Annotated in this window: 21 protein-coding genes; 9 read left to right on the forward strand and 12 right to left on the reverse strand. The window is 67.7% G+C overall.

Annotated features, from left to right (window positions below; translation table 11 throughout):
- The coding region (locus MMB92_RS12445; protein ID WP_253583051.1) for a LysR family transcriptional regulator at positions 1-596 on the reverse strand (596 nt) is incomplete at its 3' end.
- A 113-nt stretch (positions 597-709) separates the two neighbouring features.
- On the opposite strand from MMB92_RS12445, the gene MMB92_RS12450 reads away from it, so the two are divergent.
- From MMB92_RS12450 to MMB92_RS12460, 3 genes are all read left to right on the forward strand, one after another.
- Positions 710-1,093: a tautomerase family protein gene (locus MMB92_RS12450; protein WP_006486465.1), complete on the forward strand. Its 384-nt coding sequence runs from the start codon at positions 710-712 to the stop codon at positions 1,091-1,093.
- 139 nt (positions 1,094-1,232) lie between these two features.
- Positions 1,233-2,876, forward strand: a complete 1,644-nt coding sequence (locus tag MMB92_RS12455; RefSeq protein WP_277562714.1) for a CHAD domain-containing protein — start codon at positions 1,233-1,235, stop codon at positions 2,874-2,876.
- A gap of 53 nt (positions 2,877-2,929) precedes the next feature.
- The gene (locus tag MMB92_RS12460) at positions 2,930-3,766 is read left to right on the forward strand and encodes a TOBE domain-containing protein (RefSeq protein WP_043205172.1); all 837 of its coding nucleotides are present in this window, start codon (positions 2,930-2,932) and stop codon (positions 3,764-3,766) included.
- Between the two features lie 174 nt (positions 3,767-3,940).
- Here MMB92_RS12460 and MMB92_RS12465 read toward each other — a convergent pair whose 3' ends face one another.
- From MMB92_RS12465 to MMB92_RS12480, 4 genes are all read right to left on the reverse strand, one after another.
- Positions 3,941-4,642, reverse strand: a complete 702-nt coding sequence (locus tag MMB92_RS12465; protein WP_069353247.1) for an ATP-binding cassette domain-containing protein — start codon at positions 4,640-4,642, stop codon at positions 3,941-3,943.
- 37 nt (positions 4,643-4,679) lie between these two features.
- A complete protein-coding gene (gene modB, locus MMB92_RS12470) occupies positions 4,680-5,357 on the reverse strand; it encodes a molybdate ABC transporter permease subunit (protein ID WP_006486472.1) in 678 nt (225 codons plus the stop codon).
- 10 nt (positions 5,358-5,367) lie between these two features.
- The gene (gene modA / locus MMB92_RS12475; protein ID WP_006486460.1) at positions 5,368-6,162 is read right to left on the reverse strand and encodes a molybdate ABC transporter substrate-binding protein; all 795 of its coding nucleotides are present in this window, start codon (positions 6,160-6,162) and stop codon (positions 5,368-5,370) included.
- Positions 6,163-6,299: 137 nt separating this feature from the next.
- Entirely contained in the window at positions 6,300-6,998 is a 699-nt protein-coding gene (locus tag MMB92_RS12480; RefSeq protein WP_006496013.1) for a phosphatase PAP2 family protein, read from the reverse strand.
- 258 nt (positions 6,999-7,256) lie between these two features.
- Between MMB92_RS12480 and MMB92_RS12485 the strand changes: the two genes are divergently transcribed.
- Both MMB92_RS12485 and MMB92_RS12490 read left to right on the forward strand, forming a co-directional pair.
- Positions 7,257-8,366 carry a PHB depolymerase family esterase gene (locus MMB92_RS12485; protein WP_124632907.1) on the forward strand — a complete coding sequence of 370 codons (1,110 nt, stop codon included), beginning with the start codon at positions 7,257-7,259 and terminating at the stop codon, positions 8,364-8,366.
- A gap of 80 nt (positions 8,367-8,446) precedes the next feature.
- Entirely contained in the window at positions 8,447-8,623 is a 177-nt protein-coding gene (locus tag MMB92_RS12490; RefSeq protein ID WP_006486452.1) for a DUF3563 family protein, read from the forward strand.
- Positions 8,624-8,732: 109 nt separating this feature from the next.
- On the opposite strand, the gene MMB92_RS12495 is transcribed toward MMB92_RS12490, so the two are convergent.
- The 5 genes from MMB92_RS12495 to MMB92_RS12515 form a co-directional block, all read right to left on the reverse strand.
- Positions 8,733-9,152 (reverse strand): organic hydroperoxide resistance protein, encoded by a 420-nt coding sequence (locus MMB92_RS12495; protein WP_006486430.1) that lies wholly within the window; start codon positions 9,150-9,152, stop codon positions 8,733-8,735.
- Between the two features lie 154 nt (positions 9,153-9,306).
- A complete protein-coding gene (locus MMB92_RS12500) occupies positions 9,307-9,759 on the reverse strand; it encodes a MarR family transcriptional regulator (RefSeq protein ID WP_006496011.1) in 453 nt (150 codons plus the stop codon).
- 188 nt (positions 9,760-9,947) lie between these two features.
- Complete coding sequence (locus tag MMB92_RS12505; RefSeq protein ID WP_006486425.1) at positions 9,948-10,757, reverse strand: BPSS1780 family membrane protein; 810 nt, start codon at positions 10,755-10,757, stop codon at positions 9,948-9,950.
- Positions 10,748-11,746, reverse strand: a complete 999-nt coding sequence (locus tag MMB92_RS12510; protein WP_006486428.1) for a homoserine kinase — start codon at positions 11,744-11,746, stop codon at positions 10,748-10,750. The genes MMB92_RS12505 and MMB92_RS12510 overlap by 10 nt, the downstream gene beginning before the upstream one ends.
- A gap of 97 nt (positions 11,747-11,843) precedes the next feature.
- Complete coding sequence (locus tag MMB92_RS12515) at positions 11,844-12,239, reverse strand: hypothetical protein (RefSeq protein ID WP_006486478.1); 396 nt, start codon at positions 12,237-12,239, stop codon at positions 11,844-11,846.
- Positions 12,240-12,368: 129 nt separating this feature from the next.
- Here MMB92_RS12515 and MMB92_RS12520 point away from each other — a divergent pair, with 129 nt between their 5' ends.
- Positions 12,369-13,895: an AMP nucleosidase gene (locus MMB92_RS12520; RefSeq protein ID WP_012493190.1), complete on the forward strand. Its 1,527-nt coding sequence runs from the start codon at positions 12,369-12,371 to the stop codon at positions 13,893-13,895.
- Positions 13,896-14,009: 114 nt separating this feature from the next.
- Here the strand turns inward: MMB92_RS12520 and MMB92_RS12525 are convergent, their stop codons facing one another.
- On the reverse strand, positions 14,010-14,300 hold the full coding sequence (locus MMB92_RS12525) for a hypothetical protein (RefSeq protein ID WP_006486461.1): 291 nt from the start codon (positions 14,298-14,300) through the stop codon (positions 14,010-14,012).
- Between the two features lie 380 nt (positions 14,301-14,680).
- Positions 14,681-15,439, reverse strand: coding sequence for a TIGR00730 family Rossman fold protein (locus MMB92_RS12530; RefSeq protein ID WP_006486470.1), 759 nt, complete (start codon positions 15,437-15,439; stop codon positions 14,681-14,683).
- A 1-nt stretch (position 15,440) separates the two neighbouring features.
- Between MMB92_RS12530 and polA the strand changes: the two genes are divergently transcribed.
- The 3 genes from polA to MMB92_RS12545 all read left to right on the forward strand — a co-directional run bounded on the left by polA (position 15,441) and on the right by MMB92_RS12545 (position 21,043).
- Positions 15,441-18,194 carry a DNA polymerase I gene (polA, locus tag MMB92_RS12535; protein ID WP_058902876.1) on the forward strand — a complete coding sequence of 918 codons (2,754 nt, stop codon included), beginning with the start codon at positions 15,441-15,443 and terminating at the stop codon, positions 18,192-18,194.
- A 278-nt stretch (positions 18,195-18,472) separates the two neighbouring features.
- A complete protein-coding gene (locus tag MMB92_RS12540; RefSeq protein ID WP_006486476.1) occupies positions 18,473-19,807 on the forward strand; it encodes an NAD(P)/FAD-dependent oxidoreductase in 1,335 nt (444 codons plus the stop codon).
- Between the two features lie 360 nt (positions 19,808-20,167).
- Positions 20,168-21,043: a dienelactone hydrolase family protein gene (locus MMB92_RS12545; protein ID WP_060268337.1), complete on the forward strand. Its 876-nt coding sequence runs from the start codon at positions 20,168-20,170 to the stop codon at positions 21,041-21,043.
- Positions 21,044-21,045: the final 2 nt, after the last annotated feature.

Consider the following 21,045-nt stretch of genomic DNA (forward strand, 5'->3'; position numbering starts at 1 on the left):
CGCAGCGCGGCGGCCCGCACGCCGCACGGGCCGGCCAGCACCGCGAGCGGCAGCGGCTCGCCGGCGCGCGGCGCCCAGTCGGGCGCGGCGAGCCAGGTCAGCGGCTCGGTGAACAGCAGCGTGCCGTCGTCGCGCGGCGGATCTTCGCCGGGCTCGTGGCGGACGATCACCGCGTCGAACCGCCGTTCGTCGTATTGCGGCAGCAGGCTCGTCGACGCCCCGAGATGCATTTCCAGCGACAGGCCCGGATCCTGCCGGTGCAGGCTCGTGAGCACGGCCGGCAGGTCGGGCACCGCGACGTGCTCGCTGACGCCGAGCGACAGGCGCACCGTGCCGGTCGAGATCGCGCCGAGCGCATGTTCGTGCGCGTCGAGCAGCGCGCGGGCGGCCGGCAGGAAATTCTCACCGTCGGCGGCCAGCTTGACGACGCGCGGCGTGCGCGCCAGCAGCGGCTTGCCGAGATGCGCCTCCAGCCGCTTCAGCTTCAGGCTGACGGCCGATTGGGTGGTGCCGAGCGCATCGGCGGCGCGCGTGAAGCTGGCGAGGTCGGCGACCAGCACGAACGCGCGGACGGCATCGAGATCGAGTACTTTCATTTCAAATGAAAATGAATGAAATATTCATCAATGACTGTTCATTATAAGTTGGCGCGCCTAACCTGACGCTGTGTTTTCGTTCTTCAACGTCACTCACCGACAGGAGCAGCACCATGCCATTCACCCGTATCGCCGTCCGCGAAGGCAAACCGGCCGCCTACCGCAGGGCCCTCGTCGACGGCGTGCACCGCGCGCTGATGCACACGTTCAACGTGCCGGAGGACGACATCTTCATGGTCGTGACCGAGCATGCGGCCGAGAACTTCGTGTTCGGCCGTCACTACTACGATATCGAGCGCAGCGACGACCTCGTGATGATCCAGATCACCGCGAACAACACGCGCACGCTCGAGCAGAAGCGGGCGCTGTACCGGACGATCGCCGAGAACCTCGCGCAGCAGCCCGGCGTGCGGCAGGAAGACGTATTCATCAGTCTGGTCGAAGTGCTGAAGGAGGACTGGTCGTTCGGCAACGGCATCGCGCAATACGCGGTCTGACGTGCCGGCTTGACCTGCCACAGGGCGGCGGGGCCGGATCGACGCCTGTGCGTTTGGGCGGCGTGTACTATGGAAGCTGCTTCACGAGCGACGCCGGCGCGGTCGATGCGCCGGCGGTCCTTCATGTGCAGGAGCCTCCATGTCGCGTGTGCTGGAAATCGTGTTGTCGCTGTCGCTGGAAGGGTGGCCGGTCAAGGGCGCGAGCCGCGCCCGGGGCGCGCAGCGCGAGTTCGGCGCCGAACTCGTGCGCGCGTGGCGGATCTGCCCGCAGGTCCGGATGCGGCGCGGCCACGAGCGCGTGACGATCGAGCCGTGCCAGATCGAGGAGGCCGAGCGGAGCCCCGGCGCGAACTGGTGGACCTGGGTCGAATCGAACGCGCACGGCACGCGGGTCGTCGCCTCGCGCACGCAGACGTTCGCTCCCGGCGTCACGCAGCGTGAACTGTTCGACGCGGAGCACGCGGGGATCGTCGTCGCGACGCCGCTGCCGATACCCGCGACACGTACCGCAGCCGAGGCCGAGGCCGAGGCCGAGGCCGAGGCCGATGCGGCGGCTGCCGAAACCGGCGGCGTTGCACCGGACACCGACGAAGCGCGCGCCCAGGCGGCGGCGCTGCGCATCGTCAGCGAGCGGCGGCGCGGGCGCTGGGCCGACGACAGCGGCGTCGTGGTCGAGATGACGTTCGACGACATCACGCTGCATGGCGGAGGCGAGCCGCCGCGCCGCTACGTCGAGCTGCGCCTGGCCGCGCCCGACTGGGAAACCGTCGCCGCGCGCACGGCCGCGCTGCATGCGCTGTTTGCCGCGGCGCGCGAACTGAGCGGCGCGTGGCCCGCCTTCGTGCAACTGACGAGCGTGATCGACCGCACCTGTGCGGGCGGACCGGTGGCCGCCGTGCTGGTCAAGGCGCAGTCCGTCGACCTGACCGGCATCCGCACGCAGCGCGCCGCGTTGTTCGCGCTGTCCGGCGACATCACCGCGCAATGGCTCGGCAACGAATGCGGCGTGCTCGAGCGCGACGATCCCGAATTCGTGCACCAGATGCGCGTCGCGCTGCGCCGCCTGCGCACGCTGATGCGCTTCTTCCCGCGCTTTACCGACGATCAATGGAAGGACACGCTCGGCGTCGACCTGCGCTGGCTCGCCGCGCTGCTCGGCACGGTGCGCGATTGGGACGTGTTCGCGACCGAGAGCCTGCCCGCGCTGATCGCGGCCGACGGCGGCGGCAGCGACTGGGACGGCACGCTCGACGCCGCCCGCGCGCAGTCGATGGCCGCGCGCGTCGAGCTGCGCCAGGCGCTGCATTCGGCCCGCTATGCGCGGCTGACGCTCGGCTGGCTCGAATGGCTGAGCGCGCTCGCGCTGCCGGCGGCCGACGGCGACGACGCACCGTCGCTGCGGCGTCACGCGACCAAGCGCGTGCGGCGGCTGTTCGGTCATCTCTATGGATCGCCGTCGCTCACGTCGCTCGACACGGCGGCACGCCATCAGGTGCGGATCGACGCGAAGCGGCTGCGCTACGCGCTCGAATTCTTCGCGTCGCTCGCGTCGCGCCGCACGCGCAACGAGACGGTCAAGACGCTCACGCGCGTGCAGAGCGTGCTCGGCGAAGCGAACGACGCGATGGTCGCGCTGCACCATCTCGAGCAACTCGCGGCGCCGCCGTATCAGCTCGGTTTCGTGCGCGGCTACGGCGCCGCGCTCGAACAGCGCGCGGCGCGCGACGCCGAGACGCTGCTGGCCAGCCTGCGGCCGCCGAAGCTCGACGGCAAGCCGGGCTGAGCGCTGCGCGCCGACCCTATAATGGCCGCCCGTTTCCCGCACGCATGCCGATGATGACCGACGCTCCGCATTCCTCCTCGTCCGCCGAACCGCTCGAACTGGGCGGCGAGCTGTGGCTGCGCGCCGGCGACCAGACGCTCGGCGGCGCGACGCGCATCGCGTTGCTCGCGGCGATCGGCGACACCGGTTCGATCACGCGCGCGGCGAAGGCCGTCGGCCTCAGCTACAAGGCCGCGTGGGATGCGGTCGACACGATGAACAATCTCGCCGGCGAACCGCTCGTCGCGCGTTCGACGGGCGGCAAGGGCGGTGGCGGCACGACGCTGACGCCGCGCGCGACGTCGCTGATCGCCGCATTCCGCACGATCGAGCGCGAGCATCGCCGCTTCATCGAAGCCGCGAGCGCGGCCGTGGCCGGCTTCGACGTCGACTGGGCGCTGATCGGCCGGATCGGGATGAAGACCAGCGCGCGCAACCAGTTGTTCGGCAAGGTCGCGTCGATCGTGCGCGGCACCGTCAACGACGAGGTGACGCTTGCGTTGCCCGGCGGACAGTCGGTCGTCGCCGTGCTGACGCACGAAAGCGCCGACGCGCTGGGGCTGCGGGAAGGGGCGGACGCGTGCGCGCTGGTGAAGGCGTCGTGGGTCGTGCTCGCGGTCGACGATGGCGGGCCCGATCTGAAAGTGTCCGCGCGCAACCGGCTGCACGGCAGCGTCGACGCCGTCGCGGCGGGCGCGGTGAACAGCGAGGTGACGCTCGCGCTCGACGGCGGCGGGACGCTGACGGCCGTCGTGACCAACGATAGCGTCGATGCGTTGCAGCTCGACGCCGGCCGGCGGGCGATCGCGCTGTTCAAGGCGTCGAGCGTGATCCTGGCGGTGACGGGCTGACCCGGCCGCCCGCGCGGCTCCCGTGGCCGGCGTGCGGTGACGGCGCGAAGCCGGTGCCGCGTTCGTCCGCATCGCACCGGCTTCGTGTCCGCTTTCAGCATGTGCCGCGCTGCGGCTTCTCTCAGGCTCCAACGTGGCGACCGGCGCCACGCTCACGACCATGGCGTCGCGCGTTCAGGTGACGCGTGTCGGCCACTCGGCGTGCGGCGGGTTCGCCTGCACGCGTCCTTCGCTCAACTGCACGACCTGGTCGCCGAACGCGGCGACGTCGTCGGGGTCGTGCGAGATCAGCACCATCGGGATGTCGAGCCGCGCCTGCAGTTCGGCGAGCTCGTGGCGCATGCGCTGGCGCATCGCGCCGTCGAGCGCCGCGAACGGTTCGTCGAGCAGCAGGATGCGCGGCTGCGCGACCAGCGCACGCGCGAGCGCCACGCGCTGCCTCTGCCCGCCCGACAACTGCGACGGATATTGCCCCGCGAGCGCTTCGAGGTCGAACGCGCGCAGCCAGTACGCGACCTCCGGCGGCACCGCCTTCGCGCGCGGGTTGCGCAGCCCGGACGTGAGCCCGAACGCGATGTTCTGCCGCACGTTCAGATGCGGGAACAGCGCGTAGTCCTGGAACAGGTACGCGACCCGGCGTTCGCGGGTCGGCACGTCGATGCGGCGCGCGGCGTCGAACAACGGCTCGCCGTTCAGCGTGATCGTGCCCGCGTCGGGCGTCAGCAGCCCGGCGATCGCCTGCAGCGTCATGCTCTTGCCCGCGCCCGACGGTCCGAACAGCACGACGCGCTGCGTCGTCGCGGTGAACGACATGTCGAGCGTGAAGCGCCGCTCGGCGTTCGCGTAGGTCTTGCGGATGTCGACGACGAGGCTCATGCGGGCCTCCGCCGGCGATACGGATGGAACAGGTGCTTCATGTCAGCTGGCTCCGCCGGGCGCGCGACGGCACGAGCCAGCCGGTCGCGAGCAGCACGAGCACGCAGGTGATCGACGTCACCAGCACGAGGAAATTGGCCGTGTTGTCGTCGCCGGCCTGCACGGCCGCGTAGATCGCGACCGACAGCGTCTGCGTGCGGCCGGGCAGGTTGCCCGCGATCATCAGCGTCGCGCCGAATTCGCCGAGCGCGCGCGCGAACGCGAGCAGCGCGCCCGCGAGAATCCCGCGCGTGGCGAGCGGCAGCGTCACGCGGAAGAACACCGCGACTTCGCCGAGCCCGAGCGTGCGCGCGGCGCGCTCGAGATGCGGGTCGACGCCTTCGAACGCCGCGCGCGCCGATTTCAGGATCAGCGGAAACGCGACGACCATCGACGCGATCACCGCACCTTGCCACGTGAACACCAGCTCGATGCCGAGCGTGTCGAGCCACGCGCCGAACACGCCGCGCCGGCCGAGCAGCACGAGCAGGTAATAGCCCAGCACCGTCGGCGGCAGCACGAGCGGCAGCGTCAGCACGGAGTCGACGACGTCGCGCAACGGCGAGCGCCAGCGCGCGAGCACGAACGCGGCCGCGACGCCGAGCACGATGTCGAGCGCGGTCGCCCAGCCGGCGACCTTCAGCGACAGCAGCAGCGGGACCCAGGCGTCTTGCATCGCGAGTCGCTCACTTGGCGGGCTTGAAGCCGAACGTCGACAGCACGGCCTGGCCCTGGGACGACGCGACGAAATCGATGAACGACTGCGCCTGCGCGGCGTGGCGGCTGTCCTTGACCACGGCGATCGGGTAGGTGATGGCCGTCCGGGTCGGCACCGTCAGCGCGACCTTCACGCGGCCCGGCATGATCGCGGCGTCGGTGCCGAACACGAAGCCCGCGTCGACCTCGCCGCGGGCGACGTAGTCGAGGCTCTGGCGCACGTTGGCGGCCAGCACGCCCTTCGCGCTGACCGCATCCCACACGCCGGCCGCGCGCAGCGCGCCCTCGGTGTAGCGGCCGACCGGCACCGAGGCCGGGTCGCCGTACGCGATGCGTTTCACGCCGGGCGCGGTCAGGTCGTTCAGCGACGTCGGCGCGGCCGCGTGGCTGTCCGCCGGCACGATCAGCACCAGCGAGTTCGCCGCGAAATCGCGGCGCGTGCCGGGCACGATCACCTTTTCGTTCACCGCGCGATCCATCGCCTTCTGGTCGGCCGACGCGAACACGTCGGCCGGCGCGCCCTTGGCGATCTGCTGCATCAGCACGTCCGATGCGCCGAAGTTGAACAGCACCTTGGTGTCCGGATGCTGCTTCTCGTACGCGTCGCCGACGGCCTTGAATGCGTTCGTCAGGCTGGCGGCGGCTGACACGACCAGTTCGTCGGCGGCGGAAGCGGGCGCGCTGAACGCGAACCCGGCGGCAAGCGTGGCGATCGGCAGCAGGCGAAGCAGGGTGCGGCGAAGCGGACGGACGGTTGAGCGCATGGTGGATTCGTTTCGAATGGGTGGAAACCGTAATCGTAATATAGGGCGGGTTATAACGCTCGACATACTGTTCATGCGACGGTGCGCATGAAATGGTCAGACGTGAAAAGGGGCGGGCGTGACGGCCGGGCCGCCGGTCACGTGTGAAGCGTGCGCGGCGCCGATTCGGTGCGCTGCAGCGACGACGGCTGCGACGCGGGATGGTAGTTCGGGTTGGCCTTCCAGCGCGCGCGGACGAACGGGCGCTCGTGGCCCGACAGTTGCAGCGCGACCTTGGTGACCCAGCGATGCGACGGCACCGTGATGCCGTGCAGCGCCACGGTGACGAGCGCGAGGCTCGCGACGACCGCGGGCACCGACCAGCGGTGCGGCACCGCGCGCCACGAGCCGGCGATGAACGCGAGCGCGGCGATCGCGCCGACGATGCAGCCGGTGATCGATTCGGACGGCGAATGCGCGTCGAGCGCGACGCGCGACACGCCCACCGCGATGCCGGCCGCCAGGCCGAGCGCGATGCCGGCGATCCGCACCGGCGTGCGCGTGCGGATCAGCGCAAGGAAAATCGCGACCGGATACACCGACGTCGACAGCATCGCATGGCCGCTGAACCCGGTGAAATCCCACGCACGAATGCCGATGCCCCAGCCGAGGAACGCGATCTTGGTGAGCGCCACCACGCCGATCGCGGCCGCGAGCACGCCGAGCCATGCGGCCGCGCGCTGCCACGAGTAGCCGAGCGCGAGCCAGACGGCAATCGTGATCGCGAGCGGCAAGGTCAGGCCGGCGCCGCCGAACGCGGTGATCATGATCCACAGGTGAGAGGACAGGTCGAACATCGGAAGGGGACGAACGAAGGCGGGGAGGATGCTTAAATCAACGCGCGAGCCGGGAAGAACGACTACAACGGATACAAGCGGCGAAACCCCAGTATAGCGCCGCGTCCGCATGAGGCCCGTTTTTTGCGCCGCCGGGAACTATCGGCGCGCAGGAAAAATCCCAGAAACAATGTTATGGTGCATTGCACAAAGTCGAACGATGCACCCGTTGTGGTGCCTTCATGGCGCCCCTATTTTTCCTGACTGCGAGCCCGATCGATGACCAAAAGTCTGACCAAGGTATGGCTGGGCGGCATGAAACGCATGCTGTCTCCGGCCGCCAAGCGCGCGGCGCGCGATGCGCAGCGCATCACACGCGACGCACTCGAGGCCGCCACCTCTTCCGCCGTATCCGATCCGTCCCCGCCACGCGAATCGCGCGTGCGGCCGCGCGCGGCCGCGTGGGCCGCGGGCGAGTGGACGCGCGGCGAGCATCCGATGGCGCCCGCGCTCGGCCGCCTCGTCCAGAATCTCGCGTACGGGCTCTACGTGCCGCCCGGCCGCCGGCGCGGCGCGATGCCGCTCGTCGTGATGCTGCACGGCTGCCAGCAGTCGGTCGACGAATTCGCGCAGGGCACGCGGATGAACCTGCTGGCCGACAAGCACGGCTTCGCGGTGCTGTATCCGGAACAGTCGCTGCGCGCGCACGCGCATGGCTGCTGGCACTGGTATGAGGACACCGACCGCGCGGGGCGCGGCGAGGCGAATGCGGTGGTGTCGCTAGTCGACGCGCTGGTCGACGAACACGGCTTCGACGCGTCGCGCGTCTACGTGGCGGGGCTGTCGGCCGGCGCCGGTCTGGCCTCGCTTCTTGCACTGCACCATCCGGACCGTTTCGCGGCGGTCGCATTGCACTCGGGGCCGGCGCTGGGCGAGGCGAATTCCGGCATCACCGCGATGGACGTGATGCGGCGCGGCCTGCGGCAGAACCCGGCCGCGGCGGTCGATGCGCTGGTCGAGGCCGGCGCGTATCCGGGCATGCCCGCGCTGATCGTCCAGGGCGACGGCGATCATGTCGTCGCGCCGAAGAATGCCGATCAACTGACCGTGCAGTTCATGCGTCTGAACGGGCTCGCCGACAGCCGCGGCGCGCTGCGCGGCGGCGAACGGGTCGAGACGCGCGACACGGGCGCCCAGATCACCGATGTGTGCCGCGACGGCGAGCCGGTGGTGCGGCTGTGCCATGTGAAAGGGCTCGATCACGCATGGGCCGGCGGCGACGAAGCCGTGCCGTTTCATGCGGCAGTCGGCCCCGACGCAAGCGCGATGATCTGGGCCTTTTTCGAAGCCAATCAGCGCACTGTGGCGACCGAACGACGCATCGTTTGATCGACGCTGGTCAAAGACTAGGGTTTTCCCTATAATTCGGGAAAACCCTAGTCCAGAACCTTTGAATAGCGAGATCGAACATGTACCTGCTGAGCCACCTCTTCCTGATGCTGACCAAGAACGCTGAAAAGGCCGCGAAAGAGCGCACCGACGCGTACCTGGCCGAAGCCACCGACATCTACGACCTCGAATTCCGCATGCGCAAGATCGATCGCGACGCGGCGCTGAACCGCCCGTATTCGATCGGCGCGCGCTAAGCGGCGCACGCGGGCCTGCCGGCCCGCCATTTCGACGAATCGCGCAAAAGGGCGCGTGCGGCATGTGCCGCACGCGCCCTTTTTGTATTTTTCCTGGCCCTGCGTCGCGTCAGACGACCGCCAGGCGCACCGGCACGTTGTTGCGCGTGGCGTTCGAGTACGGGCACACGTGGTGCGCCTTGTCGACCAGCGCCTGCGCGTCGGCCTTGTCGAGCCCCGGCAGCGACACGCGCAGTTCGATGTCGAGCCCGAAGCCGCCAGCGTCGTTCGGGCCGATGCCCACTTCCGCCGTCACCTGCGTATCGGCCGGCAGCGTCTGCTTGTTCTGGCCCGCGACGAATTTCATCGCACTCAGGAAACAGGCCGAGTAACCTGCGGCAAACAGTTGCTCCGGATTCGTGCCTTCCGCGCCCGTGCCGCCGAGTTCGCGCGGCGCGGCCAGCTTCACTTCCAGCTTGTGGTCGGCGGATACCGCGCGGCCGTCGCGGCCGCCCGTGCTCGTGGCGCTGGTCTTGTACAGAATGTTCATCGTGCAGCTCCTGTCGGGAAGAGGGAGAAAAGCGGTCCGGTCAGACGGGTGTCGCCGGCCACGAGTGAAATATAGAGCACAAATCATTAGTGTGCAAATGAAATTTTGAAGAAAAACCCGGCAGCGCCGGGCGAGGTCGTCTGCGCTTGGCGCGTCAGCGTTCGTTGGCCGCCGACAATGCGTCGCGCAACTGCTGGAGATCGGCGCGCAGCCGGATCAGGAATTCGGGCGTTTGCTGCATCGCGCAAAAGAGCTCGGCGGGCACCGAGCGCGCGCGATCCTTCAGCGCACGGCCGGCCGACGTCACACGCACGTTGACGACGCGTTCGTCAGCCGCGCTGCGCACGCGCTCGACGTAGCCGAGCGCTTCCAGCCGCTTCAGCAGCGGCGTGACCGTGGCCGGATCGAGGTCGAGCCGCGCGGCGATGTCCTTCACGGCCATGTCGTCGCGCTCCCACAGCACGAGCATCGCGAGATATTGGGGATAGGTGAGCGACAGCTTGTCGAGCAGCGGCTTGTACGCCTTCGTCATCGCGTGCGAAGTCGCGTAAAGCGCGAAGCACAATTGCTCGTCGAGCGTCTGGGGCAGCGGGGGCAGGCGATCCATGGTTCGGGAAGCGCGGCGATGCGCGAACGATTTGTACGCAAATTATTTTGCGCGCAAAAGATTCGATTGAACAGGGGCGGCCGGAGGAAAGCGAGACGGGAAAGGGGAATCGGAAGAAGCGCGCCGGGCGACGACCCGGCGCGAAACAGTGCGACGGCGGGCGACATGCGCCGGCCGAAAGAGCGGGTTCAGCGGCCGGACATCGTCGTCGGCGCGCCCGGTTCCTGCACGCCGAAGCAGCCGCGATAGGTCGCGTAGAACGAGCAGTACAGCATCGTGACGATGATGATCGTCACCGGCATCATGATCGTCAGCGCATACGCGCCGGCGCCGAGCGCCTGCAGCAGCAGCGACAGCGCGAGCGACGTGCCGAGCGCGACGGCGAACCACAGCACGCCGTATACGACGAACGCGCCGCGATTGCGCCAGCAGCTGACGACGCTGAAGAACAGCGCCTTCGCGGGCGGGACGTCATGCCATGCGACCAGCACCGGCGCGAACCAGAACAGCATCGCGACCGGCAGATAGAGCAGCGTCGCGAAGAACAGCGCGCCGAGCGTGCCTTGCGCGGCGAGCGTCTCGGGCGTCGTGTTCGCTTCGTCGGCCGCGCCCATCATCACGTGGAACAGCGCGCCGCCGTCCACGAACGACGAAGCGGCGAACACCAGCACCATCGACGCGACGTAGATCACGCCGAGCGCGAGCAGCCGCTGGGTCGCGACGGTGCCGTACGAGCGAAAGCCGTCGACGAGGATCGTCGGCATCACGGTCTTGCCGGCCACGGTGTCGCGGCACGCGGCCATGAAGCCGACCGCGATGCCGGGAATGAACACCAGCGGCAGCGCGGAGCCGATCACCGGCACCATCGACACCAGCGTGATGGCGAGCAGGTACGTGAAGAACAGCGTGATGAACGCGAGCGGATTCCGGCGGAACAGCCAGATGCCTTGACGGAACCAGACATAGCCCGTTTTCGCGGGCACTTCGATCAGTTGCATGCGGTTTGGATCTCGGGTAGCGCGGGCGTATGCGCGATACGCTCGCGCAGGATGCGTTCGAAATGGCCGGGGTCGTGCGGCTTGAGCATCTCGGCCGCGCGCGGCAGGTAGAAATCGTACAGGCGCGACACCCAGAAGCGGTACGCACCGGCGCGCAGCATGTCGCTCCAGTGGCGACGTTCCTCGGCCGTGAACGGCCGGACGGTCTGGTACGCGCGCAGCAGCGCATCGGCGCGCGCGACGTCGAGTACGCCGGTCGCGAGGTCGACGCACCAGTCGTTGACGGTCACCGCGACGTCGAACAGCCACTTGTCGCAGCCCGCGAAGTAGAAGTCGAAGAAGCCGCCGAGGCGTACGTCGTGACCAGTGCCGGGCGCCGCGTGCGCGAACAGCACGTTGTCGCGGAACAGGTCGCAATGGCATGGCCCGGCCGGCAGCGCCGCATAGTCGTCCGACGCGAAGAAGCCGGCCTGGTGCGCGAGCTCGCCTTCGAGCAGCGTGCGTTGCGCGTCCGTGATGAACGGCACGATGGCCGGTACGTTCTCCTGCCACCACGGCAGGCTGCGCAGGTTCGGCTGGCTGCGCGGATAGTCGCGGCCCGCGAGGTGCAGGCGCGCGAGCATCTGTCCGACCTCGATGCAGTGTTCGACCCCCGGCGCGAGTTCGGCCGCGCCGTCGAGCTTCGTGACGATCGCGGCCGGCTTGCCGTGCAGTTCGCCGAACAGCGCGCCGTCGTCACGCGGGATCGGGTCCGGGACCGGCACGCCGTGGGCGGCCAGATGGCGCATCAGGTCGAGGTAGAACGGCAGCTGCTGCGCCGTCAGCTTTTCGAAGATCGTGAGGACGTATTCGCCGCGCGTCGTCGTCAGGAAGAAATTGCTGTTTTCGATACCGGACGGAATGCCGCGGAACGCAAGCACGTCGCCCAGTTCGTAGTGGCGCATCCATTGCGCGAGATCGGAGTCGGAAACAGCGGTGAAAACGGCCATGCGGGATGCGTCAGGTCAGGGTGTCGGCACGCGGGCGGCGTGCATCGCGACAGCAGGTGAAGGGGCGGCGCGGCGCCCGGTGCGCCACGCCACGGAATCAGTAGCGCAGGTTCAGCGACGGCAGGCGCGTGATCGGGATGCCCGCATCGTGCGGCTTCGGCGACGTGTCGGGCGTCGAGCTCATCTGGTAGCGCGTGCCGAAGTTCGATTTCACGTCGATCTCGACCGGCTTGCCGCGGTCGCGGTACTCGGTGACTTCGGTGCCGTTCTTGCTCTTTTCGTGGAAGCTCGGCGTGCGGCGGATGTCGGCGAAGTCCACTTTCGACGTGACTTCGGCGCCCGGCCGGTTGATCTTGCGGAGATCGGGCAGGCCGGCGGCTTCGTTGGCCTCGGCCCGGGCCTGCGCGTCGGCGTCAGGCGTGCCGCCGGCGGCGTGAGCGACGCCGGCGGCGGCAAACGCGACGGCAGCGGCGACGAAAATGAGCGGCTTCATGATGAGTCTCCAGTGAACCTACCGATTTTAGCAAATACTGCGCGCCATCCGGCCCCTGCGTGCGCAGGGGCGGCCATAAGGGCGACCGGGTTCCGTGGTAATGTCGTCGGATCTGACGAGGTGATGAAAATGAAAAACGATTTGAGCCGCCGGCACCGTGTGCTGTCGCCCGAAAGCCCGTCGGTCGAGGCTTTCGACGATCCGGTCGCCGCCGTCGCGCGGCTGTCCGCCATTTACGACACGAATACGGGCTTCCTGCGCGATGCGTTCGCGCGCTATCGCCGCCACGAAGCGATTACCGAGCACGTGCGCGCGTGCTACCCGTTCGTGCGGATCCGGACCGACGTCAACACGCACGTCGATTCGCGCCGCTCGTACGGCTTCGTCGCGGGTCCCGGCGTATTCGAGACGACCGTCACGCGCCCCGATCTCTTCGCGAACTACTACCGCGAGCAACTGCGTCTGCTGTCGAAGAACCACCATGTCAAGATCGAGATCGGCGTGTCGTCGCAGCCGATTCCGATCCATTTCGCGTTTCCGGAAGGCATCCATCTCGAGGGCGAACTCGATCGCGACCGCCTGCTCGCGATGCGCGACATCTTCGACACGCCCGACCTGTCGTATCTCGATGACCGCATCGTCAACGGCACGTTCGAGCCGGCGCCGGGCGAGCCGCATCCGCTCGCGCTGTTCACGGCGGCCCGCGTCGACTTCTCGCTGCACCGGCTGCGTCACTACACGGCGACGTCGCCCACGCATTTCCAGAACTACGTGCTCTACACGAACTACCAGTTCTACATCGACGAGTTCGTGAAGCTCGGCCGCACGCTGATGACCGAAAGCGACGACCCCGAGGTGCGCGCGTACCGCAGCGAGTACAGCGCGTTCGTCGAGCCGGGCGACGTCGTCACGTACAACGCGAACCTCGGCAGCGAGCCGGCCGAGGGCACCGCGCCGCCGCGCCTGCCGCAGATGCCCGCGTATCACCTGAAGCGCGCGGACGGCAGCGGGATCACGATGGTCAACATCGGCGTCGGCCCGTCGAACGCGAAGACGATCACCGATCACATCGCGGTGCTGCGTCCGCACGCTTGGGTGATGCTCGGTCACTGCGCGGGGCTGCGCAACACGCAGCGCCTCGGCGACTACGTGCTCGCGCACGGTTACGTGCGGGAAGATCACGTGCTCGACGCCGACCTGCCGCTGTGGGTGCCGATTCCGGCGCTGGCCGAAGTGCAGCTCGCGCTCGAGCGCGGCGTGGCCGAGGTCACGCGGCTGGAGGGCGCGGAACTGAAGCGGGTGATGCGTACGGGCACGGTCGCGAGCGTCGACAACCGCAACTGGGAACTGCGCGACCATCGCGAGCCCGTGCAGCGGCTGTCGCAGAGCCGCGCGATCGCGCTCGACATGGAAAGCGCGACGATCGCAGCCAACGGCTTCCGCTTCCGGGTGCCGTACGGCACGTTGCTGTGCGTATCGGACAAGCCGCTGCACGGCGAGCTGAAACTGCCGGGCATGGCCGACACGTTCTATCGCGGGCAGGTCGACCAGCATCTGCAGATCGGCGTGAAGGCGATGGAGATCCTGCGCACGAACGGGCTCGACAAGCTGCATAGCCGCAAGCTGCGGAGCTTTGCGGAAGTGGCGTTCCAGTAACGCCACCGCGCAGCGGCATGCGCAACGACAAAGGCCGCACGCGAACCTTCGTTCGCGTGCGGCCTTCATTTTTCTGCTTCCGCGTGCGGGCCTGACGGGCCTTCGCTCGGGCGCTCAGCACTCGCCCTTTTTCGCGTGTCCCGGCGGGCAGTGATAGCCGCCACGACCGCGATAGCGCTGGTGATCCTCCCACTCGCGGCGCTCCCAGTAGCGGCGGCCGTCCCAGTAGCGGTCGCCATGCCAGCCGACGATGATCGCCGGCGCCGGGGCGACCACGACGGGCGCGGGGGCGACGACGACCGGCGCGGGCGTGCCGATGTTGACGTCGACGTTGACGGCGTGAGCGAGGCCGGACAGCGAAAGGCCGAGGCCGGCAAAGGCGAGGGCGATCAGCGAGCGTTGCATGTTCTTTTCCGTGGTGTCGTGATGAATAGGCCGGCGCGACGCGATGGAAGCGAGGGGGACCGTTCCACCGGGGGAACGCCGCGCCGACACAATGCAGTGTGCTGCGGCACGACGGAAAAGGCGAGTCGTGATTATTACGGAGGATTGGCGGCGCGCAGGCACGCGATGGGCCCGCCGTTTGACATTGGGGGCCGGCTGGTGCGGCCGATCCCGCCGCATGGTGCAGCGCCGGCTGCGGAGATTTGACATTCGACCGCGCGCGGCGGTGAACGGGTATTAACAGCGCGTTACAAAGTCACGCCCGGAGAGCCGCCGGAGCGCACTTCCGTCGCATGAAAAGCACAACAGCCGGCGCTCGGCCGGCTGTCGTCACCGACCGGTTACAGATAGAACATCCGGTCTTCTTCCGGGCGCGGCGGATGATCCTCCTCGTCCGAACCCTCTTCCTCGCCGCTGTCCTCGTAGAACGCGAGCACCGCGTCGAGCACCTGGTCGGGGTCGTCGATCACCTGCATCAGATCCATGTCTTCCGGATTGATCAGGCCCATCGGAATCAGTTGATCGCGGAACCACTGCAGCAGCCCCTGCCAGAATTCGCTGCCGACGAGGATGATCGGCACGAGGCGCGATTTTTTCGTCTGGATCAGCGTGAGCACTTCGGACAGTTCGTCGAGCGTGCCGAAACCGCCCGGCATCACGATCACCGCATCCGAGTTCTTCACGAACGTGACCTTGCGCGTGAAGAAGTGGCGGAAGCGCAGCGAGATGTCCTGATAGTGGTTGCCGGCCTGCTCGTGCGGCAGTTCGATGTTCAGGCCGACCGACGGCGCCTTGCCGGCGTGCGCGCCCTTGTTCGCGGCTTCCATGATGCCGGGGCCGCCGCCGGAGATCACCGCGAAGCCGGCGTCCGACAGCTTGCGCGCGATCTGCGCGGCGAGCTTGTAGTGCGGGGTATCGGGTTTGAGGCGGGCAGAACCGTAGATGCTGACAGCCGGGCGGATCTCCGACAGGTACTCGGTCGCCTCGATAAACTCTGCCATAATCGTGAACATCTGCCACGATGCGCGCGCCTTCTTGGCCGTCGCGCGTTCTTGATCTGCGAGCGAACGCAGACTCGGAATCACTTTTCTCTTGTTCATAATGCCTGAAGAACGAAATCTGGAAGGTAAGACCCTGCTATTGGTTGACGGTTCGAGCTATCTGTATCGGGCTTACCATGCGATGCCTGATTTGCGTGGCCCTGGCGGGGAGCCGACCGGAGCGCTCTACGGAATCATCAACATGCTGCGCCGTATGCGCAAGGAAGTCAGTGCAGAGTATAGCGCTTGCGTGTTCGATGCAAAGGGCAAGACGTTCCGCGACGACCTTTATGCCGACTATAAGGCAAACCGTCCGTCGATGCCGCCCGATCTCGCATTGCAGGTCGAGCCGATCCACGGCGCCGTGCGCGCGCTCGGCTGGCCGTTGCTGATGGTCGAAGGCGTGGAGGCCGACGACGTGATCGGCACGCTCGCGCGCGAAGCCGAACGGCACGGGATGAACGTGATCGTGTCGACCGGCGACAAGGATCTCGCGCAGCTCGTGACCGAGCGCGTCACGCTCGTCAACACGATGACCAACGAGACGCTCGACCGCGACGGCGTGATCGCGAAGTTCGGCGTGCCGCCCGAGCGCATCATCGACTATCTCGCGCTGATCGGCGACACCGTCGACAACGTGCCGGGCGTCGAGAAGTGCGGGCCGAAGACGGCCGTGAAGTGGCTGTCGCAATACGAAAGCCTCGACGGCGTCATCGCGCACGCGGCCGACATCAAGGGCGTGGTCGGCGACAACCTGCGCCGCGCGCTCGATTTCCTGCCGCTCGGCCGCAAGCTCGTGACTGTCGACACGTCATGCGATCTCGCGCCGCATCTCGAATCGATCGAAGCGTCGCTGAAGACCGACGGCGAGGCGCGCGAGCTGCTGCGCGACATCTTCGCGCGCTACGGCTTCAAGACCTGGCTGCGCGAAGTCGAGAACGCACCCGCGGAAGGCGGTGGCGCCGATGCGCCGGAAGGCGAGCCGGCCCCGGTGATCGCGACCGACGTCGTGCGCGAATACGACACGATCCAGACCTGGGAGCAGTTCGACGCGTGGTTCGCGAAGATCGACGCGGCCGCGCTGACCGCGTTCGACACCGAGACCACCGCGCTCGATCCGATGCTCGCGCGGCTCGTCGGCCTGTCGTTCTCGGTCGAGCCGGGCAAGGCGGCCTACCTGCCGGTCGCGCACCGCGGCCCCGACATGCCCGAGCAGCTTCCGCTCGACGAAGTGCTCGCGCGCCTGAAGCCGTGGCTCGAATCGGCCGATCGCAAGAAGGTCGGCCAGCACCTGAAGTACGACGCACAGGTGCTCGCGAACTACGACATCGAACTGAACGGCATCGAGCACGACACGCTGCTCGAATCGTACGTGGTCGAATCGCACCGCACGCACGACATGGACAGCCTCGCGCTGCGTCATCTGGGCGTCAAGACGATCAAGTACGAAGACGTGGCGGGCAAGGGCGCGAAGCAGATCGGTTTCGACGAAGTGGCGCTCGCGCAGGCCGCCGAATACGCAGCCGAAGATGCGGACATCACGCTGCAGCTCCATCACGCGCTGTATCCGCAAGTCGCCCGCGAGCCGGGCCTCGAGCGCGTGTACCGCGAGATCGAGATGCCGGTGTCGCTCGTGCTGCGCAAGATGGAGCGCACGGGCGTGCTGATCGACGATGCGCGGCTGCAGGCGCAGAGCACCGAAATCGCGACGCGCCTGATCGAACTCGAGGGGCAGGCGTACGAACTGGCGGGCGGCGAATTCAACCTCGGCTCGCCGAAGCAGATCGGGCAGATCTTCTTCGAGAAGCTGCAGTTGCCGGTCGTGAAAAAGACGCCGAGCGGCGCGCCGTCGACCGACGAGGAAGTGCTGCAGAAGCTGGCCGAGGACTACCCGCTGCCGAAGCTGCTGCTCGAGCATCGCGGGCTGTCGAAGCTGAAGTCGACCTATACCGACAAGCTGCCGCGCATGGTGAATCCCACCACCGGCCGCGTGCATACGAACTATGCGCAGGCCGTCGCGGTCACGGGCCGCCTGGCGTCGAACGATCCCAATCTTCAGAACATTCCGGTGCGCACGGCCGAAGGCCGGCGCATCCGCGAGGCGTTCATTGCATCGCCGGGCCACCGGATCGTATCGGCCGACTATTCGCAGATCGAACTGCGGATCATGGCGCACATCTCCGGCGACGCGTCGCTGTTGCGCGCGTTCTCGCAGGGCGAGGACATCCACCGCGCGACGGCCGCCGAGGTGTTCGGCGTGACGCCGCTGGAGGTCAATTCCGACCAGCGCCGGATCGCGAAGGTGATCAACTTCGGGCTCATCTACGGGATGAGCGCGTTCGGGCTCGCATCGAACCTCGGCATCACGCGCGACGCGGCGAAGCTCTATATCGACCGCTATTTCGCCCGCTATCCGGGCGTCGCGCAGTACATGGAAGACACGCGCGCGACCGCGAAGGAGAAGGGCTACGTCGAAACCGTTTTCGGTCGCCGCCTGTGGCTGCCCGAGATCAACGGCGGCAATGGCCCGCGCCGTCAGGCGGCCGAGCGCGCGGCCATCAATGCACCGATGCAGGGCACGGCGGCCGACCTGATCAAGCTGTCGATGATCGCGGTGGACGACTGGCTCACGCGCGACGGGCTTGCATCGCGGATGATCATGCAGGTGCACGACGAACTGGTGCTCGAGGTGCCGGAAGGCGAGCTGTCGCTCGTGCGCGAGAAACTGCCGGAAATGATGTGCGGCGTCGCGAAGCTGAAGGTGCCGCTCGTCGCCGAAGTGGGTGCCGGCGCGAACTGGGAAGAGGCACACTGACGCACCCCCGAGCGATTCCCGTTTCCCGCGGCATATTGTTGCAGGGATGCTGAATATCGAGATGGTTTGCTTGTGGTCAACGCGCAAGCTCCCGGACAATGCATGTCAATCATGTCATTGACGCGGGGCGGCGCGCCCCGCGTTCCGGATCGGATGCATCGAAGTGCTTCGAACTGCACATCGATGATGTCCGAACCGGTTAATCCACCGGGCGGCGCGAGTGCACGGCGTTTGCTTCATCCGGCGGCAGCAGTTTCGAATCGCAAAGGGGGAATCGGATGCATCGGATCATCATCGTAGGCGGAGGTGCCGGCGGCCTGGAACTGGCGACGCGGCTCGGCGACCGTTACGGCGCGCGCGGCAATCGTCCCGCGCGTGCGCTCGTCACGCTCGTCGACCGCAATCCGACGCACATCTGGAAACCGCTGCTGCACGAAGTCGCGGCCGGCAGCATGGACCCGTTCACGCAGGAGCTCGAATATGCGGCGCAGGCGCGCTGGCACGGCTTCGAGTTCCAGCAGGGCGAGCTGACCGGGCTCGACCGCGCGGCGAAGCGCGTCACGCTGTCGCCGATCAACGACAGCGACGGCGCGGAACTGTTGCCGGCACGCGAGCTGGAATACGACACGCTCGTGATCGCGATCGGCAGCACGACCCACTTCTTCGGCGTGCAGGGCGCACCGGAAAACGCGATCGCGCTCGACACGGTCGGGGAGGCCGAACGCTTCCGCAAGCGGCTGATCGCGGCATGCATGCGCGCGGAGCACCAGGCGCCGGCGCCGACCGCGCCGGGCGAGTCGGCCGAGCCGCGTATCCAGGTCGTGATCGTCGGCGGCGGCGCGACGGGCGTCGAGCTGTCCGCGGAACTGCGCAATACCGCGCAGGTGTTGTCGGCCTACGGGTTGCACAAACTCGATCCACGGCACGACGTCGGCATCGTGCTGATCGAATCGGGGCCGCGGATCCTCCCGGCGCTGCCGGAACGCGTCTCGTCGGCGACGGCTGAATTGCTCGGAAAGATCGGCGTGCGGCTGATGCTCGCCGAGCGCGTGACGGAGGTGGCGCCCGGGGCCGTCCACACGGCGAGCGGCAAGGTCGTGCGTGCCGACCTGACGGTCTGGGCCGCCGGCATCAAGGCGCCGTCGGTGCTCGCGAATCTCGATGGGCTCCAGGTCAACAAGCTGGGCCAGCTCGACGTGCGCCGCACGCTGCAAACCTTCACCGACGACAACATATTCGCGCTCGGCGATTGCGCGGCATGCGCATGGCCTGGTAACGAGCGCAACGTGCCGCCGCGCGCGCAGGCCGCGCACCAGCAGGCGAGCTTCCTGCTGAAGGCGATCGGCTGTCGGCTGGAAGGGCGTCCGCTGCCCGAATTCACGTATCGCGACCTGGGCTCGCTCGTGTCGCTCGGCCATTTCAGCGCGGTCGGCAATCTGATGGGCGGGTTGATCGGCGGCAACATGCTGATCGAAGGGCTGTTCGCACGCTTCATGTACATGTCGCTGTACCGGATGCACATTGCCGCGCTGCACGGTTATCCGCGGATGATGCTCGACACGATTGCGCACTGGCTGCGACGCACGACGCTGCCGCGCGTCAAGCTGCACTGATCGCGCTCGTGTGCGGAGCGGGCGGGGAATGCGCAATGTCCTGCGTATTCCCCGCCCGTTTTTCTTTTCGATTCGCAAGGATTCGGTCGCGCGGCGATCGTCGCTACGCGCCGCCGCACGGTGATTCGGCAGGCCGTCGCCAGGCTGCCGCGCGATGATCGATGCGATCGCCGCACCGCGTCGTAATCGAGTCTTACACATCTGACAGTTGACGCGACAACGGATTATTGGGCATCTTGTCCGGGTTTTCGTTTGCGGCGGGGTGCCAACCGCCGCAACATCCGCGCCGCGCGCCGGTGCGATGCCCCGTCATGCCGTCTCCGCGATCGTGACGGCGGCGCCCAATCGAGGAGTGCATTCATGTTGAAACCCGAAGTCGACAGCCTGGTCCCCCATGTCCCGTTCTCGCGCCGCAAGTTCATGCAGGCTGCGCTCGGCGGCACCTTCGCGGCGGCCGTGCTGCCCGTGTCGGCGCAGACGGTCACGACCGACAGCGACGGCCTGGACGTCGACACCATCGAGATCCGCTCGGGCGATGCGAGCGTGCCGGCTTATCGCGCGCAGCCGGCCGACAAGACGAACCTGCCGGTCGTCATCGTGATTCACGAGATCTTCGGCGTGCACGCGCATATCGCCGACGTCTGCCGGCGCTTCGCGAAGCTCGGCTATCTGGCGATCGCGCCGGACCTGTTTGCGCGGCAGGGCAACGCGGCGAAATATCCGACGATCCAGGCGCTGGTCGACAACATCGTCAGCAAGGTGCCGGACCGGCAGGTGACGGAGGATCTCGATGCGACGGTCGCGTGGGCCGGCAAGAACGGCGGCGACCTGACGCGCCTCGGCGTGACCGGGTTCTGCTGGGGCGGTCGCCAGGCGTGGCTGTATGCGGAACACAACCCGCACGTGCGGGCCGCGGTGGCGTGGTACGGGTTCGTCGAAGGCAAGACCGACGAGATGACGCCGTTCAACCCGGTCGATCACGCGTCGTTGCTGAAAGTGCCGGTGCTCGGCCTGTACGGCGAGAAGGATCAGAACATCACGCAGGCGTCGCTCGCGAACATGCGCAAGGCGATCCAGGCGAGCGATTCGAAGCTCGCGCGCGAATCGGAGATCGTCGTGTATCCGGATGCCGGCCATGCGTTCTTCGCCGACTACCGGCCGAGCTACGTGAAGGCCGATGCCGAGGATGGCTGGAAACGCGCGATCGAGTGGTTCCACAAGTTCGGCGTGATGTAAAC

Source organism: Burkholderia sp. IO2, assembly GCF_029522185.1.
Lineage (GTDB): Bacteria > Pseudomonadota > Gammaproteobacteria > Burkholderiales > Burkholderiaceae > Burkholderia > Burkholderia cenocepacia.